General features: G+C 61.6%; 13 protein-coding genes. 4 read left to right on the top strand and 9 right to left on the bottom strand.

The window, feature by feature from the left end:
- Positions 1-645: 645 nt before the first annotated feature.
- On the top strand, positions 646-1,845 hold the full coding sequence (locus tag OB03_RS07735; protein ID WP_461343741.1) for a DUF6270 domain-containing protein: 1,200 nt from the start codon (positions 646-648) through the stop codon (positions 1,843-1,845).
- A gap of 10 nt (positions 1,846-1,855) precedes the next feature.
- On the opposite strand, the gene OB03_RS07730 is transcribed toward OB03_RS07735, so the two are convergent.
- On the bottom strand, positions 1,856-3,262 hold the full coding sequence (locus tag OB03_RS07730; protein WP_461343740.1) for a protein adenylyltransferase SelO: 1,407 nt from the start codon (positions 3,260-3,262) through the stop codon (positions 1,856-1,858).
- Positions 3,263-3,491: 229 nt separating this feature from the next.
- Here OB03_RS07730 and nhaA point away from each other — a divergent pair, with 229 nt between their 5' ends.
- On the top strand, positions 3,492-4,682 hold the full coding sequence (gene nhaA / locus OB03_RS07725) for a Na+/H+ antiporter NhaA (RefSeq protein WP_461343739.1): 1,191 nt from the start codon (positions 3,492-3,494) through the stop codon (positions 4,680-4,682).
- A 262-nt stretch (positions 4,683-4,944) separates the two neighbouring features.
- A complete protein-coding gene (locus OB03_RS07720) occupies positions 4,945-7,539 on the top strand; it encodes a TonB-dependent receptor (protein WP_242914645.1) in 2,595 nt (864 codons plus the stop codon).
- 58 nt (positions 7,540-7,597) lie between these two features.
- On the opposite strand, the gene OB03_RS07715 is transcribed toward OB03_RS07720, so the two are convergent.
- The 7 genes from OB03_RS07715 to OB03_RS07685 all read right to left on the bottom strand — a co-directional run bounded on the left by OB03_RS07715 (position 7,598) and on the right by OB03_RS07685 (position 16,862).
- The gene (locus OB03_RS07715; RefSeq protein WP_461343738.1) at positions 7,598-8,050 is read right to left on the bottom strand and encodes an ASCH domain-containing protein; all 453 of its coding nucleotides are present in this window, start codon (positions 8,048-8,050) and stop codon (positions 7,598-7,600) included.
- Positions 8,051-8,118: 68 nt separating this feature from the next.
- On the bottom strand, positions 8,119-11,211 hold the full coding sequence (locus tag OB03_RS07710; protein ID WP_461343737.1) for an efflux RND transporter permease subunit: 3,093 nt from the start codon (positions 11,209-11,211) through the stop codon (positions 8,119-8,121).
- 12 nt (positions 11,212-11,223) lie between these two features.
- Positions 11,224-12,363: an efflux RND transporter periplasmic adaptor subunit gene (locus OB03_RS07705; protein ID WP_461343736.1), complete on the bottom strand. Its 1,140-nt coding sequence runs from the start codon at positions 12,361-12,363 to the stop codon at positions 11,224-11,226.
- Positions 12,364-12,538: 175 nt separating this feature from the next.
- The gene (gene mnmC2, locus OB03_RS07700; protein WP_461343735.1) at positions 12,539-14,320 is read right to left on the bottom strand and encodes a tRNA (5-methylaminomethyl-2-thiouridine)(34)-methyltransferase MnmC2; all 1,782 of its coding nucleotides are present in this window, start codon (positions 14,318-14,320) and stop codon (positions 12,539-12,541) included.
- Between the two features lie 107 nt (positions 14,321-14,427).
- Positions 14,428-14,691 carry a hypothetical protein gene (locus tag OB03_RS07695; protein WP_461343734.1) on the bottom strand — a complete coding sequence of 88 codons (264 nt, stop codon included), beginning with the start codon at positions 14,689-14,691 and terminating at the stop codon, positions 14,428-14,430.
- Positions 14,692-15,026: 335 nt separating this feature from the next.
- Positions 15,027-15,893, bottom strand: a complete 867-nt coding sequence (gene motA, locus OB03_RS07690; protein WP_242914657.1) for a flagellar motor stator protein MotA — start codon at positions 15,891-15,893, stop codon at positions 15,027-15,029.
- Positions 15,894-15,947: 54 nt separating this feature from the next.
- Complete coding sequence (locus OB03_RS07685) at positions 15,948-16,862, bottom strand: LysR family transcriptional regulator (protein ID WP_461343733.1); 915 nt, start codon at positions 16,860-16,862, stop codon at positions 15,948-15,950.
- Positions 16,863-16,964: 102 nt separating this feature from the next.
- On the opposite strand from OB03_RS07685, the gene OB03_RS07680 reads away from it, so the two are divergent.
- Complete coding sequence (locus OB03_RS07680) at positions 16,965-17,735, top strand: SDR family oxidoreductase (protein ID WP_242914661.1); 771 nt, start codon at positions 16,965-16,967, stop codon at positions 17,733-17,735.
- Between the two features lie 61 nt (positions 17,736-17,796).
- On the opposite strand, the gene OB03_RS07675 is transcribed toward OB03_RS07680, so the two are convergent.
- A partial coding sequence (locus OB03_RS07675) for an AMP-binding protein (RefSeq protein WP_461343732.1) occupies positions 17,797-18,859 on the bottom strand: 1,063 nt, incomplete at its 5' end.

Here is an 18,859-nt window from a genome sequence, read left to right as displayed (position 1 = left end):
TCCAGATGGCGCGCACCCTGAGTTCTCGTTCGGATTTGGGCCTGTCTGCTCTTTGAATAGTGGAGCAGCGGGTGACGTCCCTATCGAGCCGACGGGGCAGGAGACGTAAGTGCGCAGGGCGGTGTGAAGGGGAGGCGGGGCAGAGGGACATAATTGCAACCACGGGTGTTTCAGAACGTAGGTGGTGGCTGCGGCCAAGCTATGCAAGGCGGTAAAATCATTGTGAGTGAAATTCACTTCAGGCGGTGAATCCGAGCATGGGTAGCAAAGCTGGTCCAATATTGTGCGATATTCTCGTAACGCAGGAATCTGAACTTGAGATTTCTCTGAGTAAACTCTTTGAGTAAGTGCGCTTACCATTTGCGACGTTTGGATAACGTTTCGTACCTTTTTGTCATTCCGAAATGTTGGTATTCCGGCGATGTGTGCCGGGTCGGGGAATAATAGTCTTCGATTTTTGAGTATATTTGTACGATCGGAGGGGCTGTGCCGGATCAAGATCAAACCATACGAAGCGAACCTAATCCCGACTTGCCGGGTATGGTGACGCTTGGTGGTTGTGTCGTGGGGCATTTGGCGACGACGCTAAATGGCCATGTGATCCTGCACCGCCGTCACCTATGGCGCCGGCCTACCATTGCGATGATGAGCGACCCCGTCTCGCGCTTCCGCTTCGATTTCACCAAACTGCCGCCCGAGTTCGCCAACTATTGGGTGAATGACGCGGGTGGCATGCACCAGCCCGAGCTGAACTGTCGCTCTAACGTCGAAGAACGTCTGTTCGTCTTTGACGTAACCCGCGACGTGTTCACCGGCGTGGTGGAGCTGGAGCCCGACGTCTGGGTCATGGACCCTGTCGATGCGATCAGCATGGTGGATGGGCTGACGCACGAGACGATGTCGACTGACATCCTCGAAGAACTATGCCGCGACAGCGTGCGGCGCGTATCTGCTGTCCGGAACTGGGATGACTGGTTCCCTGTCTGGAAGGCGGCATTCAAGAAGTTCGCCAAGATGATCGACGGCCAATACGAGCGTATTCTGATCGCCGAAATCTATCCGACGCTCGAACGCTACGACACGGTGGCGACCTTCTACGCGCTCAATGTCGCCGAGATGAACGAGCGGCTGGGCCACATGTATGCGTGGATCCGAGACAACTTTGACTTTGAATGGATTGGTGTTCCCAAAGAGCGCGCCATCACCGGGGCAACCGGCGTGCCATATGGCGGACCGACCCCTACCCACTTCATTGCCGAGTCACATTCGCTGTTCGCGTTGGACTTCATCCGTACACTGAACAGTGGTTTTGGTGACAACCATCCCAAGTTCGATCCCATCCGTCCGCTGATCGACCAGTCCTTCGAGCGTGCGAAGCTGCACGAGGAAGCTCTGGAAGAGATCGCAGGCCTCAAAGCGCAGATTGAAGACCTGACCACGCAGTTGTCGAACAAACTCAGCGAATTGGCGAACTACGACGCAGTTAAGACGGCTGAGCACGCGCAGCATCAAGAACGTATCGCAGCGCTGGAAGTGCAGTACCAACAACGTGTCGCAGCGCTGGAAGACGAGTTGAACAAGCAGACGCAGGCCAGCGAGGCGCTTGCTGCGGAACTCGCGGCGGCTGCCGAACGCCAGTCCCAAGCCGATGCCACGGTGCACGCCTTCGTGCTGGGTCAGTATAACGACGCGCGCAACGCCTTGACGGCGTCGCGGGCGCGCATCGATGTGTTGGAACGCAGGCTCAGGGAGCAGGACGCGATTATGGCCTCTCCGCTAAAGGTCATTAAGCGGTCGCTGGCGCGCAAGACCAGCAAGATCCGTCGCGCCAGAGCGGCCACCTAAGGCTTAAGGGTTAGAAGCCCCACGCCTGACGGGCCGCTTCCAGTCGGGCCAGTTTGTCGTTCAGAGGTTGCCAGTCGCCGCGCTCGGCGATGGCGTCCCAGATGGCTTCGACCTCGTCGATAAGCATCTCTTCAGGCTCGGCCTTGCGGAACATCGGGTGCTCCAGACGCTCGGGGTTGTCCGGCTCGTGCTCCATCAGGGCATAGCGGAAGGCGTCGAAGGCCTCGCCCTGATAGCACTTGCCGCGCGGGCCGCCCAATGCGCGTGCCGACGACGAGAAGCCGCCAAACCAGTCGAAGAAGAGCGGCTCCCAGCGCAGTTCCTCGCCCTTTTCGCGCAGTAGCGCCAGCGTGCAGTCCATGAGGCGTTGGTCAGCGGCTTCCCCGACAGACTTCACACCAAGGCGCATCACGAAGGCGGCCCGCAGCTCGCGGATATAGGCGGGACCAAAGCCGTTGAGCGATGCCACCAGACCTTCGGAGTCGGCGATAAGCTTCAGGCAGCCTGCCAGTTGCGTCAGGTTCCAGAACACGGCTTCTGGCTGGCGCGCGAAGGCGTAGAGGCCGTCGTGGTCGAAATAGGCCGCGGTAAAGCCCGGCTCGTAGTGCGGCAGGAAGCGCCACGGGCCGTAGTCGAAGCTTTCGCCAGTCACATTCAGATTGTCGGTGTTCAGCACGCCGTGGACGAAACCTGCGGCGACCCAGCGGGCGCAGAGTTTGGCTTGCGCCTGTACGACTTCATGCAAGAAGCCCGCGGCATCGCCTTCGATCAGATGTGGATAATAGTTGGCGCGGGCGTGTTCCACCAGTTCGGTCAGCTCGTCGCGACGGCTGTAATAGGCCGCGCGCTGGAAGGTGCCGAAGCGGATGTGGCTGTGCGACAGGCGCACCATCACAGCTGAGCGGGTGGGGGACGGCTCGTCACCGCGCTCCAGTTCCTCGCCCGTCTCGACCAAGGACAGGATGCGGCAGGTCGGCACGCCAAGGCTTTCCAGCATGGCGGCGGCCAGGGCTTCGCGCATGCCGCCCTTGAGGGTCAGTCGGCCATCAGCGTGGCGGGAGAACGGGGTGATGCCCGAGCCCTTGGTTCCGAGATCCATCAGGCGGCCATCGGTGTCGCGCATCTGCGCGGCGAGGAAGCCGCGGCCATCGCCGATCTGCGGGTTGTAAACGCGGAACTGGTGGCCGTGATAAGCCATGGCGATCGGCTCGGGCTGGCCGGGCAGGGGCGCAAAGCGACCGAAGTGGGAAATCCATTCCTCGTCCGTCAGAGTATCCAGCCCGACCTCTGAGGCGGCACGGTTGTGGCGCAGGCGAAGTTCGGTCTTGGGAAACTCGGCGGCGGCAACCGTCTCGCCAAACTCGGTACCCAGTTGGGCAAAGCGGGGATCGGGGCGGTAGGTCGGGGAAACGGACATGAGGGGCAGATGGCCTATCCCATGGCGTTTCGCAATGTCGATAAGGGTTGAACCCCTGCGGTAGTGGGGTATTTATAGCGGTAGAGATCAGGCTCCGGTCCTGTGACGCCTTTGGGGCTGTCCGGATTGTGGGCCAGGCTGGCGCTTGTGCTTATGTGCGGCGAATCCGGTCCGGCGTCCGTCGATAACCTGACGCCACCCAAGTTTAACCGATTATCGGATCTCTGACGTGGCCAAGAAACTCACACTCGACTTCCTCAAGACGGAAGCCGCCTCCGGTGCCGCCCTCGGGCTGGCCGCGCTAGCGGCTTTGATCGTCGCCAACTCGCCCCTGTCGGCGGACTATTTCGCATGGCTGAAAAGCGTGCAGGTCCTGCAGATCGGGCCGCTGAGGCTGGAGGAGACGGTCGCCAACTGGATCAAGGAAGGCCTGATGGCGGTCTTCTTCCTCGTGGTGGGTCTGGAGATCAAATACGAGATATTAAAGGGCGAACTGAGCAACCCGAAGAAACTGGCCATGCCGATCATCGGCGCGCTGGGGGGTATGGTCGCACCGATCGGGATCTATTTGCTGGTCAGCAATCTGTTGGGTGGGCCGCATGAGGGCTGGCCTATTCCGGTGGCAACCGACATTGCCTTTGCGCTGGCTGTTTTCGGCCTGGTCGGGCGCGGTTTGCCATCGTCCTTGCGGGTGTTCTTGCTGACCCTTGCGATTGTCGATGATCTGGGAGCCATTGCCCTGATTGCCGTGCTGTTCAGTCAGGGCGTTCAGTTGGTGCCGCTGCTCGGGGCTGTGGGCGTGCTGGCCGTGATGGCGGTGCTGGGACGCTGGCGACTGGCGGCGGCCTTCTGGTGCATCGGTTTTGCCGCGATGTGGTGGCTGACAGTGAAATCGGGCCTTTCGACATCGCTGGCGGCTGTGGCGTTTGCCGCGGTGGTACCGGTCAATCCGCGCCGCGAGACGGGAGCCAGTCCTCTGCGCGACGCTATGCATGACCTGCATCCCTATGTTGCGTTCCTGGTCTTGCCGATCTTCGCCTTTGCCAAGGCAGGGGTCAGCTTCAGCGGCCTGTCTTTAGATCAGGCATTCGCGCCTCTGGTCCTTGGCATCGCGCTGGGTCTGTTTTTGGGTAAGCAGATCGGTGTGTTCGGTGCGGCCTGGCTGGCCACGCGTCTGCGGTTGGCGGACAAGCCGACGGGGGCATCGTGGATGCAGCTTTATGGCGTGAGCATGCTTTGCGGCATCGGTTTCACAATGAGCCTGTTTATCGGCGCGCTGGCAGTGCCTGGAGCCGTGGATTCGCCCCAGCAGATCGAAGTGAAACTGGGCGTACTGGGTGGCTCCCTGTTGTCGGCCTGTGTGGGCGCGATCTTCCTTCATCTGGCGGCCCGCAGACGGCCAAAATCTGCACACGCATAGGTGGCGCGGGTCCGCTAAAGACCCGTGAAACCTAAGAAAAAGTTACGCTACGTCAGGTAATTGTGTCTCATTGAGGCCACAGTCCGCCAAGTCATTAGAAAAAACATCGTTCAGCTAACACTGTAGCTTGTCGCTCTATGAGGCTTGCACTACCCAATTCAACTGAACCCGCACCGATTAAATGAGTGGGGGTCGAATTTGGGACAGGAAACGAGCGCGGTCGCCATCGACGCGGCCGGGCTGAGAAGCCGGGAGCCGTACTATGAAATTTTCCACCAGACTGCGTTGCACTGCATCGATCGTTGCCTTCGGCGCGGCGGTCGGGGTCGCAGGTGCCGCATCCGCGCAAGATGCACCGACCTCGGTCGATGACATCATCGTCACCGCCCAGAAGCGCGAGCAGAGCCTGCAGGAAGTGCCGATCGTGGTCACGACCCTGTCGCAGGAAACCCTGCAAGGCGCGGGCGTGAAGGACATCAAGGACCTTCAGATCCTGACGCCGGGTATGACGGTGACCTCGACCCAGTCGGAAGCCTCGACCACCGCCCGTATCCGCGGCGTGGGTACGGTGGGTGACAACCCGGGCCTGGAAAGCTCGGTCGGCGTCGTGATCGACGGTGTCTATCGTTCGCGTAACTCGGTCGGCTTCGGCGACCTGGGCGAGCTGAACCGCATCGAAGTTCTGAAGGGTCCGCAAGGTACCCTGTTCGGCAAGAACACCTCGGCAGGCGTGATCAACATCATCACGGCCGCTCCGTCGTTCGTGCCGGAGTTCAATCTGGAAGCCACCGCCGGTAACTTTGGCGCATGGGGCGTGACCGGATCGGTCACCGGTCCGATCACCGACAACATCGCCGGTCGCCTATATCTGGGTACCCGCAAGCGTGACGGTTACTACGACGTGGTCACCGGCAATGGCCCGCGCGAAGCTACCGACGACCAGAACCAGGATTTCTGGACCGCACGTGGTCAACTGCTGATCCTGCCGTCGGACGATGTGTCGATCCGACTGATCGCGGACTATACCAAGCGTGACGAATACTGCTGCGTGGCCGTTCAAAACCGCGTCGGCCCGACCTATGCCCTCGTGCAAGCTCTGGGCGGTCAGATTGCCGCTCCGGTCGCAGGCTTCGGCGAAACGCCCTTCACCCGCACCGCCTATTCCAACCGCGGCACCGACCAGACCATGGAAGACATGGGCCTGTCGGCAGAAGTGAACATCGACATCCCGTCGTGGAACGCAACCTTCACCTCGCTCACCTCGTGGCGCGCGTGGGAAGGTACCAACGGCATGGACCTCGATTACTCCACGCTGGATAACATGTACCGCGAGAACAACGGCGGTTACGGCTATTCGCTGGACAACATCACGCAGGAAATCCGTCTGGCCGGTTCGACCGACAAGCTGGACTGGCTGGTCGGTGCGTTCGCTACCCGCGAGCAAATCCGCCGTGATGACTCGTACTACTATGGCGCGACCTACACGCCGTTCCTGTCGCTGCTGCTGACGTCGTCGCTGAATGCAGCCAATCCGGCCGTGCCGATCAGCCCGAACATCATCGGCTGCCTGACCCGTCCGGGCCAGACCGCTACGACGCTGGGCGGCTGCATGCTGACGGGCGGCATGGCACCTGCGGGTCCGACGGCTCCGACCGGTCCGGTCTTCGCACCGGGTCATGGCGTGCAGGATCTGTACACCCAGACCACCCAGTCATTCGCACTGTTCACCAACAACACCTGGCGCGTGACCGAGCAGTTCGATCTGACGCTGGGTCTGCGTTACACGCTGGACGAAAAGAACCTGAACGGCCTGCAGCGTAACATCGGCACCAATGGTCTGGCCTGCGCCAGCGCCATCGGTAACGCAGGCGCTCTGGCCGGCGTCGTGGGCGCTGCGGCGAGCACTCTGGTGGGCAACCTGTGCCTTCCGTGGGCGAACCCGCTGTATAACAACCGCACGATCTCGGAGAAGTTCGACGACGGCGAACTGAGCGGCACCTTCAAGGCCAGCTACAAGTTCAACGACAGCGTCATGCTCTACGGTTCGTACGCCAAGGGCTATAAGTCCTTCGGCTACAACATGGACCGCGTGCAGACCGGTATCACGCCGAACGCGTCGCTGCTGTTCCCGTCGGAAACGGTCGACTCCTTCGAAGTCGGTCTGAAGAACACCCTGTTCAACCGTAAGGTCCTGCTGAACGTCACCTACTTCGACCAGACGTTCGAAGACTTCCAGCTGAACACCTTCCTCGGCACCGCCTTTGTGGTGGAATCGATCCCGGAACTGACCTCGCGCGGCGTTGACGCCGACTTCGCTTGGTTCACTCCGGTCGAAGGTCTGGTCCTGGCCGGTGGTGTGACCTACGCCGAAACCAAGTACGGCGACTTCACTGCTGCCGATATGACGGTACCGGGCAACTTCCCGCAACTGTCGCTGCTGCCGGGGGCAACGGCATCGTTCGCTCCGGAATGGTCGCTCACGGGCTCGATCGCCTTTGACCGCGCCATCGGCAACGGTCTGCGCGCAGGCTTCAACCTGACCGGCAAGTACATGACCGAGTTCAACACCGGTTCGGACCTGCTGCCGTGGAAGATGCAGGATGCGTTCGGTGTCGTGAACGGTCGCATCACCATTGGCTCCGAGGATGACAAGTGGGCGCTGGAGCTGTGGGGCCAAAACATCACCGACACCGAGTACAAGCAGGTGTCGATCAACCAACCGCTGATGGGTTCGGCCTTCCAGACCAGCCTTCAGTCGAACGGCTCCTACTATGATCCGGCACGGGACACCCAGACGTACGCTTCCTTCCTTGGGCAACCGCGTACCTATGGCCTGACGCTGCGCCTGCGTTACTGATCCCGTTAAACTATCGAGCAACTGGCGGCCGGAGCGATCCGGCCGCTTTTTTCTTTGCCTAGAGCGCGAGTTCGAACTGCTCGCAAACGATCAGCAGATCGCCGTCGACCGTGATACCGCTGCCGGCCAATGCACGGCGGTAATAGGCCTCATGGGCCTGACGCCACCATGCGAGCGTCTTGTCGCCTTCGCCCTCGCGCATTGCAAAGGCCTCATCCACATCGTCCAGTCGCCGGATTTCGACGTGTGTGGTGCGAATAACGGCGACGGCCTCGCCATCCCATCGCGTCACGATCGAGACGTCGCCGACGACGGGCTGGCGCATACCGGACAACTCCAGTTCCGCGACCGATGCTGCGGTGGCGCGCTTGATCCCGGAAACCACCAGATCGGCGCACATGTCGGCGTCCTCGCGGTTGTCGCAGAAGTGGAAGCACTCATAGGGCGCTTCGGGCGCATAGGGATGGCAGGCCCGATACCGGCCCCACATCTGTCTGGCAGAAGGTGTCATGCCTCACGGCCTCGGTAAAAAGAAAGCCCCCGACCAGCTGGGCGGGGGCTTTCGGAGTTAGGTCAGGGTCAGTATTTGCTGATCGATTGTCCGTCAGCGCCCTGTTTCTGGCTTGCGAACGCGCGGTTCAGCAGGCGGCGGAAGAAGTGGGCGATGTCATCCACGATTGTAAACACTGCCGGAATGTAGAGCAGTGACAGGAAGGTCGAGGAGATCAGGCCAAAGAGCACCGCCACGGCCATGGGCGAGCGGAACTCGACGTCGGCACCGATGCCGATGGCGATGGGCACCATACCCGCGCCCATGGCGAAGGTGGTCATCAGGATGGGACGCGCCCGTTTGTGGGCGGCGTCCATAATGGCTTCATATCGGGTCATGCCGTCGCGTTCGGCCATGATGATGTAGTCCACCAACAGGATCGAGTTCTTGGCGGCAATACCCATCAGCATCAGCACGCCGATCAGTGCCGACATGGAGAAGCTCTTGTCCATCATTACAAGGCCGAGGATCGCACCACCGATGGCGAGAGGCAGCGCCGCCATAATGGTGATCGGATAGGCGAAGGATTTGAACAACAGGGTCAGCACCGCATACATCAGCAAAATACCGCTGAGGAAGGCGATGCCGAAGCCGATCAGCATCTCCTGGATGAACTCCTGATCGCCTGCGGGAATCTGGCGGACGCCATCGGGCAGGTTCCTGACGGACTCCAAACGCTGCACGGCCTGGGCTGCTGCACCGGTTGTGATACCGTTCAACTCGGCCTTGATAGAGACGACGCGAGAGCGGTCGCGACGCGCCACACTGGCGGGACCGGCACCGAACTCGACATCGGCCACGGCGCTCAGTGGCACGGTAGCACCGGAGGCGGTCGGAACACGCAGATTCTGGATCACCGACAGGTCTTCGCGTGCCTGTTCGGTCAGTTGCAGGCGGATCGGGATCTGGCGGTCGCCAAGGTTGAACTTGGGCAAGTTCTGGTCGACGTCGCCGATGGTGGCAACACGCACCGCCTGCGAGATCGAACCTGCGGACACACCCAGCAAGGCGGCTTCGTCAGGTCTCGGTGTGACAACGATTTCAGGACGCGCAATTGCCGAGGTGTTGACCACATTGGCCAGGCCGGGAACGCGTTTCATATCGTCCTCGACCTCGCGGGCGACCTGATCCAATACGGCAGGATCGTCACCGAGAAGCGCGAACTCGTAGCTGGTCCCGTCACCCGGACCGCCGCCCTGCTGGGCGATGCCCGCGCGTACACGAGCGCCCGGAATCTTCTTCAGCTCGTCGACCATGACGCGCTGGAACTCCTGCTGGCTGAGTTCGCGGTCGCCCTTGGGCACCATGTCGGCGAAGACATTGGCCTGCGTCACTTCCTGACCGCCGATGGCGGCGTAGACCGAGACGACCTCCGGGCGGGCGTTCAACTGGCGGCTGACGTTCTGAACGATGGCGTCTGTCTGGCGCAGGGTCGAGCCGGGTGGCAGTTCGATCTGGAACGCCGCGCGGCCTTCGTCGGCCGGCGACATGAACTCGAACGACATCTTGGTCACGATGGCCGTAGCGAACGAGCCGACGAGGAACAGCGCCCCGAACCCAAACACGGCCCAGCGGAACTTCAGGCACCATTCCAGTGCGCGCAGATAACCCGGCATCCACTTGGGATCCTTGTCCTCGTGCTTGGTGTGCTTGAGCAGATAGGCGGCCATCAGCGGGGTCAGGGTACGGGCGACCACCAGCGAGAAGAAAACCGAGATACAGGCTGCCAGAGCGAACGCCTTGAAGAACTGTCCGATGATGCCGGGCATGAAACCGACAGGCGCGAACACGGCGATGATGGTGCCGGTGGTCGCGACAACGGCCAGACCGATTTCGTCAGCGGCCTCGAAGGCCGCGTCATAAGGCGGTTTGCCATCGCGCATGTGCCGTACGATGTTCTCGATTTCCACGATGGCGTCATCGACGAGAATGCCGATGGTCAGGGACAGCGCCAGCAGCGTGACCACGTTCAGTGACTGGTCCATCGGGGCGAGGAAGGCGAATGTGGGGATCAGCGACAGCGGCATGGCCGTGGCGGCGATGAGCGTCGCACGCCAGTCACGCAGGAAGATGAACACCACCAGCACAGCCAGAGCCGCACCCAGTGCCAGTGCCTCCAGGGAGGCCATGTAGGATTCTTCGATATATTTGACCGAGGAGGTGACCTCTTCGATGGTCAGCTGGCCTTTATGCTCTTCGTTGAGCTTCTCGATTTCCTGACGGACTTTTTCCGAGACCTTGACCTCGGAGGCGGTGCGCGAGCGCAGGAAGCCGAAGGTGACCGCTTCTTGTCCGTTGTAGCGGGCCAGACGGCGCGGCTCGCCCCACTTGTCGACAACCTGACCAAGGTCTTCGAGACGCACGCTACGGCCATTGCCGAGCGGGACAAGCGTGCCGGCCAGTTGCTCCAGCGAGGTGGCCGAACCGATGGTACGGACAGAACGCTCGGAGCCTGCGACGGTCACACGGCCCCCGGGCAGGTTGTTGTTTACGTTGACCAGTGCCTGACTGACCTGCGCGGCGGTGACGCCGTAGGCTGCCAGACGTTGCGGGTCCAGTTCCACGCGGATTTCGCGGTCCACACCGCCCGAGCGGTTCACTTCGCCGACGCCGCCCAGACCCAGCAGGCGCTTGGAGACATCGTTATCGATGAACCAGCTAATCTGCTCGGGCGACATGGTGTTGGAGCGCACCACATAGGTGATCAAGGCGTCACCGGTGATGTCCACGCGGGTGACCGTCGGCTCCTGCATGTCTTGAGGCAGGGTGCCGCGAACCGTGCTCATGGCGTTGCGCACGTCGTTGGTGGCGCGCTCGGTGTCGGTGCCCAACTCGAACTCGATCATGGTGGTCGAGACGCCGTCGGAGACGTTGGAATAGATGTTCTTCACACCCGACAGACCCGCCAGCGAGTCCTCGATGACGCGGGTGACCTGAACCTCCATCTCGGACGGCGCGGCACCCGGACGGGCGGCCACGACGTTCACCAGCGGGAAGTCGATGTCGGGGTTGTTGTTGATCCGCATCGACGAGAAGCCGACGATCCCTGCGAGGGTCAGCAGGGTGAACAGCAGGATGATGGGGATCGGGTTTTTAATCGCCCAGGACGAAATCTGGTTCATCTGTGTGATGCCTTAGTTCGCGGCCTGAGGGCGTGCGGCGGGGGCGGCAGCGGGCGCAGGTGCCGCCGCAGGACGGGCAGTGGAACCCGCAGCAATCTTGACCGTGTCTCCGGTGTTCAGGAAGCCGGCACCTCCGACGACGACGCGCGCACCGGCGTTCAGGCCCTCAACCGACGACTGGGTGTCGTTGCGCTGGATCACGCGGACCGGAACGAAGGAGACCTTGTTACCGGTGCCGACCACAAACACACCGGCCTTGTTGTCGCGATAGAGGATGGCAGGGGTAGGAACGACGGTGGCCTCACGTGTGCCAGCGTCGATTTCGGCACGGGCGAACATGCCCGGCTTGAGGCCGCTACCGGAGGCAAGGCTGATGCGGGCGACGCCGAGACGGGTCTGGGCATCCACTTCGGGGGTAACGATGCGGACGGTGCCCGTGGTCGGAGCCGCCTGCGACGAAGTGATGGCGGCGGTCTGACCGGCGCGCAATGCGCCAAGCTGCGTCTCGGGGACCTGTGCGTCCAGTTCGAGGCGACCGTCACGGACCATGCGGAATAGCTCGGTTCCCGCGGCAATAATCTGGCCCTTGGTCACGCTGCGGCTGATGATCTGGCCACTTACTGGAGCGCGGATGGTGGCTTGGGACAGGCGGGTGCGGGTCTCGGCAAGGCCTGCGCGGGCGGAAGCCAGATTGGCTTCGGAAGCACGCTGGTTGGCCAGTGCTGTATCCAGCGAGGCTTGCGAGAGGAAGCCGCGTTCCTTCAGTTCTTGGGCGCGGGCCAACGCCGCGTTGTCGCGTGCAGCGTTCGCCTCTGCGGTTTGGACGGCAGCCTGCTGCTGGCGCAACTGGGCTTGGAGCAGGGCGTCATTCATCTGGACCAGCGGTTGGCCCTGACGCACGTAACTGCCTTCGTCCACGAAGATGGAGACCGCTGTCAGGCCACCCGTCTCGGCACCGACGGGCACTTCTTCCCAGGCGCTGACGTTGCCGGAGGCGACGACCTTGAAAGGCAGGGTGGCGGTCGAGGCATCAGCGACGCTGACGGTGATGCTGCTATCAGGCTTTTCTTTCACCTCCTTCTCGCCACACGCTGCCAGTGAAACGGCAGAAAGGCAGGTCAGAAGGATTGCGTAGGATCGCAGTACATTCATCGGGAGGTGCTTTGGCAAAGAAAAATGGGACGGGGGGATTGCGGACAACACACGGACTCTCCGCGCGGCGATGAAGCCGGACGTTCTGACAGAACGCAGGGATATACAGACTGTTCAATACGTCAAATGAACAGACGGTAAGCTGTGTTACTTAATCGAAACGGCGGGTGCCGTATCAACGGGGCTGAAGGCGGCGACCCCATGTCGCAGGCAGGGGGGACGGCGCATCGACGATGTGGCTGATCAGGTGCTCGGCCAGCAGTGGAGCGGCGCAAAACCCGCGCGAGCCCAGCCCTGTCAGCACATGCAGGCCGTCTTCGACGGTGCCGCAGATCGGAAGCCGGTCAGGGGTGGTGGCGCGAACCGCTGTACGGCGGTTCAACGGCGCGTCCGCATGGCGGCTCCACCGAACGGGAAGAACTTCGGACAAGGTGGCGCGGTTACGCTCCGATGCCTCTTGCGAGGGTTCGGGCGCATCGACACCGCGATCGTGGGTCGCGCCGAACAACAGGCCGTTGCCTGTCGGGACGCTATAGCCGCCCCATGCCACGGCTGGCTCGGGCGTCGCCTTGTCGTCGGTTGTCCAGTCGGCCTGTCCTGCGACCGGCGCGAGCGACAGGCCTGGTCTGAGGTGTGCAGTTCCCCAACCGGCGGCCAAAACCACATGGTCGAATGTGCCCAGAGACTGACCCTCGTCGTCGGTGAGCGTCCAGCCGTCTTCGCTGCGGGTCAGCGCCTCGACCCGGGCCATGACCAAGGGCGTATCCGACAGCCACGCTTCGAGAGCTTTGGCCGGAGAAAGGGCAAAGGCATCGGCCATCATCAGGCCGCCCATGGGCATCTTCTCATTGAGATGTGCGGAGGCGTCAGACGCGGAGAGGCGGATCATCGCTCCCTCGGGCCAGAGCGGTTGGGCGGCGATCTTGTCGTAGCGGTTGGCATCGCGTTCGACATGTTCCAGTTGCAGGACGCCTTGAGCGAGGATGGCACCGGGAATGCGCCGGTAAAGCTGGTTTGCGCGCTCGAGGGCCTGTGCATAGAGGCCGCTGATAAAGGCATCGCCGGCGTCCAGTCGCGGAGTAACCAGTGCGGCGGGAAAGCCGCTGGCTTCGGCACCGGGATGGCGGGCCTCTATCACGACGGGTGACAGCCCCTGGGCGCGGGCGGCGCGGGCGAGGGCGCTACCGGCGATGCCTGCGCCGATGATGGCGATACTGGGCGGGGCAGCGGTGGGACGCACGCCTTCCCTGCGTGCTTCGAGCCGTTCGCGCTTGCGGCCATGACCGGGGCATTTGGCGACGCTAAAGCCATTGGCCGTGAGTGCGCGACGTACCGCACCGGCGACAGTGAAGGTCGCCAGATGGCACCCGTCTGCCGAGTGCTCGGCCACAGCGTCCATGATGTCTTCGGACCACATGCCGGGGTTTAGTGCGGGGCTGAACCCGTCAAGGAACCACGCATCGGCCTTGCCCTGCCATTGCGCCAGTGCCCACTCCACCTCGCCGATGGCCAGATCAATGGTGACGCCCCATTGGGGCAGGTCCAGACGATGAAAGCCGGGGCGCTGGCTGGGCCATTGCTCGAGCAGGGCGGAGGCGGTGTCGGCTACATCGGGCCACGCGGCCAGAGCGCGCTCGGCCTCGGCGCGGGTGAGGGGGTAGCCCTCTACGGAAAAGACGTGGAGCAGTCCGTCGCCGGGGCGATGCCGTCGCCACAGGTCGATCAGGGCGATGATGTTCAGACCGGTGCCGAAGCCCAGTTCGCCGACAGTGAAACGGGTCCGGCCATGCCACACCTCGGGCATGTTGCAGCCGCCCAGAAACACGGCGCGGGTTTCGGACAGGCCGTCATCTTTCGAGAAATAGACGTCACCGAACCGGCCGGATCGCGGGGAGCCATCCTCGGCCCAGAGCAGTTGCGGAGAAGAGGGGTTCGCGTCGGGAGCGTCGTAGGTCATCAGATGGGTGTGTCTAGACCTGAAACGGGCACGAAAAAAGGGGCCACCCTGAGGTGACCCCTTTCTCGCCAGCGAGGCCGAAGCCCCGCGAGCCTAAGATATAAATCTTAGTGAGCAGCAGCCGGAGCTTCAGCAGCCGGAGCAGCCGGAGCAGCAGCAGCGTCAGCAGCCGGAGCAGCAGCAGCTGCGTCGGTGGCTTCAGCAGCAGCGTCGGTTGCAGCAGCAGCAGCGTCGGTTGCTTCAGCAGCAGCGTCGGTGGCTTCAGCAGCAGCAGCTTCAGCAGCCGGAGCTTCGGTGGTTTCAGCAGCCGGTTGGCAAGCAGCCAGGGCCAGAGCAGCGGCCGAAGCGGCGATCAGGGCAGTGATGCGCATGTTAGTCTTCCTTGAGAAGGTTGAGGCGGGGCCGAAAGCCTCGCTGACCGACAGATAACGGGATCGTGAGCGGAATCGCAAGCGAAATTCTCACGCCTTCGTGAAGTCGTGCACAGGGGGCTGTTGAAATAGCTGTGACGATTGAAAAGTATGGGAAAAATTCTTCATAAAACCTTGGTTTTAGCCTAAATTTCTGGTCGAATTTCCGCTGTAGCGTTTGATTTCCCGATCACATTTTTTGTTTCAAAGGCAATCACGAGCTTTGTAAAATAGCCCGGAAACGACTCGCGGGGCCGCTGTTTCGAGCCCCGCTATGATATCGGCCGGTGTATTGTTTAGTCTGTCGGGGCTGCCGCCAGTGCCTCTTCCATTTCAGCGAAGCTGGGCTGAATGGTCGAGGGAATATCGCCGCGACCGATCTCGACCGAGATCTGGGCTGCGTTACCGTGAAGGTGGGCGACCAGCACGGACTGGATGATTTTGTAATAGGCCGCTTCCTCGTCCACGATGGCTTTGAGGCGGGCCGCGAAGGGGCCGACTAGACCGTAGGCAAGGAACACGCCGAGGAAGGTACCGACCAGAGCGCCGCCGATCATACCGCCCAGAACCTCCGGCGGCTCGGTGATGGAGCCCATGGTTTTGATGATGCCCAGAACGGCGGCCACGATGCCCAGAGCCGGAAGGCCGTCAGCAAGGTTTTGCAGCGCGTGTGCAGGCTCGCCTGCTTCGTGGTGGTGTTTTTCCAGCTGTTTTTCCATGGCGTCCTCGATCTGGTGCGGATCTTCGAGGTTCATGGTCATCATACGCAGGGTGTCGCAGATGAAATCGACAGCGAAATGGTCCTTCAGCACCTTGGGGTACTTCTGGAAGATGGGGCTCTCGGCGGGCTTTTCGATGTGGCTTTCCAGAGCGATGACGCCCTTGGACTTCATGGTCTTGGAAAGCTGGAACAGCAGGCTGAGCAGGTCCTTATAGTCCTGCTTCTTCCATTTCGGGCCGGCAAAGCATTTGCCCAGACCGCCCAGCGTGCCCTTGATGACCGGCATGGAGTTGGAGATCAGGAAGGCGGCGATGCCCGCCCCGAAAATCGCCATCAGCTCGTAAGGCAGCGAGTACAGGATGGTCGCCATCTTGCCGCCGTGCAGCAGGAAACTGCCGAACACCATGGCGAATAGCATGATGATGCCGATAATCTGGAACATAGGCCGAGGGGTCCGCGAGATGGAAAGCTTCGCCCTTCTTGTGACGGTTAATGCTTAAGGTGAAGTTTCGACCTGTGCAGTTGCGCGGGCGATCTGGTCTGCCAGCCAATCACTGAAAATGCGGATGCGCCGGTTGGAGCCGGAGCGACCGGGATAGACGAGGCTGAAAACCATGTCTTCGGGACGGTGGTCATCCATGACAGGAACCAGTTCCCCGGCCCCGGTGTGGCGGGCCACATCGTAGGCAGGTATCTGGATCAGGCCGAGGCCGGCGAGGGCGCAGGCAATATAGGCCTCGGCATTATTGGTGCTGACCTGCCAGCGCACGGGACGGTGGTGGGTCTTTTCGCCGTCAAACCATTCCCAGTCCAGCACGCGGCGAGTGGAAGGCGAGGTGTAGGCAACCTGCAGATGGTGATCCAGATCGTCGGGTGTGGCGGGCGTGCCGTGGCGCGCCAGATACGACGGGCTGGCAACATTGATCTGGCGGACCTTGCCGATCCTGCGGGCTTTCAGACCGGAATCGACGAGGGGGCCAGCTCTCAGGGCGATATCGACCTGTTCCTGGATAAGGTCGACGGGTCGGTCGCTAAAGCCCAGTTCGATTTGCAGATTAGGCCACGATGCAAAGAAGTCGGGAAGGGCGGGGGCGATGATCTGACGGCCGATCCGGCTGGGAGCGTCGACCTTGATCCGTCCGGCCAGTTCGTGGTCGTCGCGAAACATGCTGTCGATATCCTCGGACGAGGCGAGCAGGTCGAGGCAGCGTTCTAGTAAAGCTTCGCCTTCATAAGTAAGCGAGACGTTACGCGTGGTACGGTTAAGCAATCGCACACCCAAGCGGCGCTCCAGATCGGATATTGCAGCCGATACGCTTGATCTTGGAATGTGAAGTCGATCCGCGCTTTTGGTAAAGCTTCGTGTTTCTGCCACATGTGTAAATATGCGGTACAGGTTAAGCCTGTCCATTGATCGACCGATCTGACAAATGATGTCTTTAAATGGCGCTTTATTGGCCTTTAGGCAAACATTACTCCGATATGTGTAACCGAACACATAGGGAGTAACCGCATGGAGCGGACTATTAAGGACAAGATCGTCGTGATTGCAGGCGGTGCCAAGAACCTCGGAGGTCTGGTGGCTCGTGACTTTGCCGCTCGGGGAGCCAAGGCGATCGTGGTCCATCACCACAGCGCCGAAACGGCCAAGGACGCCGCCGATACTGTGGCGGCGATCGAGGCGACGGGGGCAAAGGCACTGACGGTTCAGGCCGATTTGACGGTGGTCAGCGAGGTAGAGCGTCTGTTTCGCGAAACCGAAGCCGCGTTTGGTCGCCCCGATATCGCGCTGAACACTGTCGGCAAGGTCTTGAAGAAGCCAATGCTGGACATCAGCGAGGCCGAATACGACACTATGAGCGACGTGAACGCCAAAACGGCCTTCTTCTTCCTGAAAGAGGCAGGCAAGTCGGTGAACGACAATGGTGCCATCTGCACCTTGGTGACGTCCCTGTTGGGGGCCTATACGCCCTTCTATTCCAGCTATGCAGGGACCAAGGCTCCGGTCGAGCACTTTACCCGCGCGGCGTCCAAGGAGTTTGGTGATCGGGGAATCTCGGTGACGGCAATCGGGCCGGGGCCGATGGATACGCCCTTCTTCTACGGTCAGGAATCCGCCGAGGCGCAGGCCTATCACAAGTCTGCAGCGGCCCTGTCGCCGATCAGCAAGACGGGTTTGACCGATATCGAGGACATTGCCCCGTGGATCCGCTTCCTCGTCACCGAGGGCTGGTGGATGACGGGCCAGACCATTCTGGTCAACGGCGGCTACACCACCAAGTAGAGCGCAAAAAAAGACGGCGGGGTTTGACCCCGCCGTCTGATTTTTATGCCGATGTCGCCAGTTAGAGGCGGATCGAGCCGGTCAGGATGGCCTGACGGATTTCTTCGGTGAGAGGCTGATAGCCGTCCTCGCCACCGCGGACATAGAGCTGGCCCTTCACCTTGTCCGGATCGAAGCCGTCGCTGACGAGATCGACCTTGCGGTATTTGAAGGTGCCCGTGGTCGAGGCCGATTCCAGTACGCGTACGAAGCACGGACGCGCATACGGCGGTAGGTTGGCGTCTGCGTGGGCGGCAAAGGCCTTGCCGTCGAACGGACCTTCCAGCACCAGACCGACCATACCGGCGCGGCCTTCTTGACCCGGGATTTCAACGCCGTAAGCGATGACTTCCTGAACGCTCGGCGCTTCGGACAGGTGCTGTTCGACTTCGGCGGTCGAGACGTTTTCACCCTTCCAGCGGAAGGTGTCGCCCAGACGATCCATGAAGTAGATGTAGCCTTCCTTGTCCTGACGCATCAGGTCGCCGGTGCGGAACCAGCGGTCGCCCTTTTTGAAGACGTCGGTCAGGATTTTCTTCTGCGTCGCGGCCTTGTCGGCATAGCCGGTGAAGTCCTGACGTATGGTGTTGCCGATCACGCCGATGGCTTCACCCGTCTCGCCGGTACGGACCAGCTTGCACAGGCCGTTGGGGCCACGCACCGGCTCGCCGGTCTCCGGATCCAGTTCGATGATGCGGATGTTCAGCTGCGACTTCAGATAGGAAGGCACGCGACCGATCGCGCCCGGCTTGCCGCCAAAGTTGAACAGCGAGACGTTGCCTTCGGTCGAGCCGTAGAATTCGAGAATGACCGGCACTTTGAAGCGCGACTGGAACTCTTCCCAGACGTCGGGGCGCAGGCCGTTGCCGAAGGCGAGACGCAGCTTGTGCGAGCGTTCGTCGGCATTCTCCGGCGAGTTCACCAGATAGCGGCACAGCTCGCCGATATAGACGAACATGGTCGCGCCCGACGACTTTACGTCCGGCCAGAAGGTCGAGGCCGAGAAGCGGCGTCGGGTGACCATACGGCCACCGTTCAGCAGCACCGAGCCGACGCCCACAAGGCCGCCGGTCGAGTGGTACAGC

This window comes from Brevundimonas sp. GN22 (genome assembly GCF_054824005.1).
This window is presented reverse-complemented; position numbering and strand designations above follow the sequence as displayed.